We start from the raw sequence: 2,514 nt of genomic DNA on the forward strand, positions 1-2,514 counted from the left end.
GAGGGTGTTCTGGGTGGGGGGCTTGCACGCTGTTGGGTCCTGAGGGACCAAGCATCCACACATGGTGTGGTTGTTTTTCCTCTGGGCCATGAGGGTTCTGCATTACTTGCAGGGTGTTCATGGTGCCGCCCGTATTTTGAGAACTACACAGTGGACGCGAGCATCTTAGTCGCAAGCAGGGCCGGCCTTCGGGTTGGTTGTTGTTTGTGATACTAAGTGCAATTTCTTAGACCAATCCGCCCTTTGGGTGTGGTTGGCGAATGAGATAACACTGAGCTGTCAGTCTTTGGCTGGCAGCAACTTTGTGGTCAAGTTTCTAAGAGCAAACGGTGGATGCCTTGGCATCTGGAGCCGAAGAAGGACGTAGAAATCTGCGATAAGCCTCGGGGAGCTGATAATCGAGCCCTGATCCGAGGATTTCCGAATGGGGAAACCCCGCCAGGCGTTATGTCTGGTGACTCCCGCCTGAATATATAGGGCGGGTAGAGGGAACGTGGGGAAGTGAAACATCTCAGTACCCACAGGAAGAGAAAACAACAGTGATTCCGTCAGTAGTGGCGAGCGAAATCGGAAGAGGCTAAACCGGTCATGTGTGATAGACGGCGGTCGTTGCATGGTCGGGGTTGTGGGACCCGTTGTCCTGTTCTGCCGGACAGGGACAGTTACAGCGCAGTATAGGCGAACAGCTTTGAATGGCTGGTCATAGAGGGTGCGAACCCCGTAGCCGAAATGCTGGCGCTGGCTGAATGGGGATCCCAAGTAGCTCGGGGCCCGAGAAATCCCGTGTGAATCTGTCAGGACCACCTGATAAGCCTAAATACTCCCAGATGACCGATAGCGGACAAGTACCGTGAGGGAAAGGTGAAAAGTNTAGGGGTGACAGCGTGCCTTTTGAAGAATGAGCCTGCGAGTTAGCGATATGTGGCGAGGTTAACCCGTGTGGGGTAGCCGTAGCGAAAGCGAGTCTTAATAGGGCGATCCAGTCGCATGTCCTAGACCCGAAGCGAAGTGATCTATCCATGGCCAGGTTGAAGCGACGGTAAGACGTCGTGGAGGACCGAACCCACTTAGGTTGAAAACTGAGGGGATGAGCTGTGGATAGGGGTGAAAGGCCAATCAAACTTCGTGATAGCTGGTTCTCTCCGAAATGCATTTAGGTGCAGCGTTGCGTGTTTCTTGCCGGAGGTAGAGCTACTGGATGGCCGATGGGGCCCAAAAGCTTACTGACGTCAGCCAAACTCCGAATGCCGGTAAGTGAGAGCGCAGCAGTGAGACGGTGGGGGATAAGCTTCATCGTCGAGAGGGAAACAACCCAGACTACCAACTAAGGTCCCTAAGCGTGTGCTAAGTGGGAAAGGATGTGGAGTTGCATAGACAACCAGGAGGTTGGCTTAGAAGCAGCCACCCTTGAAAGAGTGCGTAATAGCTCACTGGTCAAGTGATTCCGCGCCGACAATGTAACGGGGCTCAAGCACACCACCGAAGTTGTAGATTTCGTATTATAGACAAGCCTTCGTGGTTCAGTCGTACGGAGTGGTAGGAGAGCGTCGTGTGGCCAGTGAAGCGGCGGTGTAANCGTCCTCCGAAAGACCAAGGGTTCCAGGGCCAGGTTAATCCGCCCTGGGTAAGTCGGGACCTAAGGCGAGGCCGACAGGCGTAGTCGATGGACAACGGGTTGATATTCCCGTACCGGCGAAGAACCGCCCAAGCTAATCCAGTGGTGCTAAGAGTCCTAACCCGGCTGAGTGGATCCCTTCGGGGTGATGCCGGCCGGTCTAACGCTCGACCCCATGCTGGTGCGGTTAACGTATTAACAGGTGTGACGCAGGAAGGTAGCTGAGCCAGGCGATGGTATCCGTAAGGTGAACCTGGTGTAAGGATGTAGGGCTGACGATAGGCAAATCCGTCGTCAATGCGCCTGAGATCCGATGCGTACCCCGATTGGGGGAAATCAGTGATCCTATGCTGCCGAGAAAAGCATCGACGTGAGGTTCAAGCCGCCCGTACCCCAAACCGACTCAGGTGGTCAGGTAGAGAATACCAAGGAGATCGAGAGAATCGTGGTTAAGGAACTCGGCAAAATGCCCCCGTAACTTCGGGAGAAGGGGGGCCGGAACCGTGATGGGATTTACTCCCGGAGCGGGAAAGGCCGCAGAGACCAGTGGGAAGCGACTGTTTACTAAAAACACAGGTCCGTGCCAAGTCGCAAGACGATGTATACGGACTGACGCCTGCCCGGTGCTGGAAGGTTAAGAGGAACGGTTAGCGCAAGCGAAGCTGAGAATTTAAGCCCCAGTAAACGGCGGTGGTAACTATAACCATCCTAAGGTAGCGAAATTCCTTGTCGGGTAAGTTCCGACCTGCACGAATGGCGTAACGACTTCCCAGCTGTCTCAACCGCGAACTCGGCGAAATTGCACTACGAGTAAAGATGCTCGTTACGCGCAGCAGGACGGAAAGACCCCGTGACCTTTACTACAGCTTGGTATTGGTGTTCGGAGTGGCTTGTGTAGG

The 2,514-nt window shown here is 54.4% G+C and carries 1 rRNA gene; it reads left to right on the forward strand.

The window, feature by feature from the left end:
* Positions 1 to 306 precede the first annotated feature (306 nt).
* Positions 307 to 2,514 (forward strand): 23S ribosomal RNA (locus tag ASE87_RS15110); the annotation flags it as partial.

The organism is Frigoribacterium sp. Leaf44 (assembly GCF_001421865.1).
GTDB lineage: Bacteria > Actinomycetota > Actinomycetes > Actinomycetales > Microbacteriaceae > Frigoribacterium.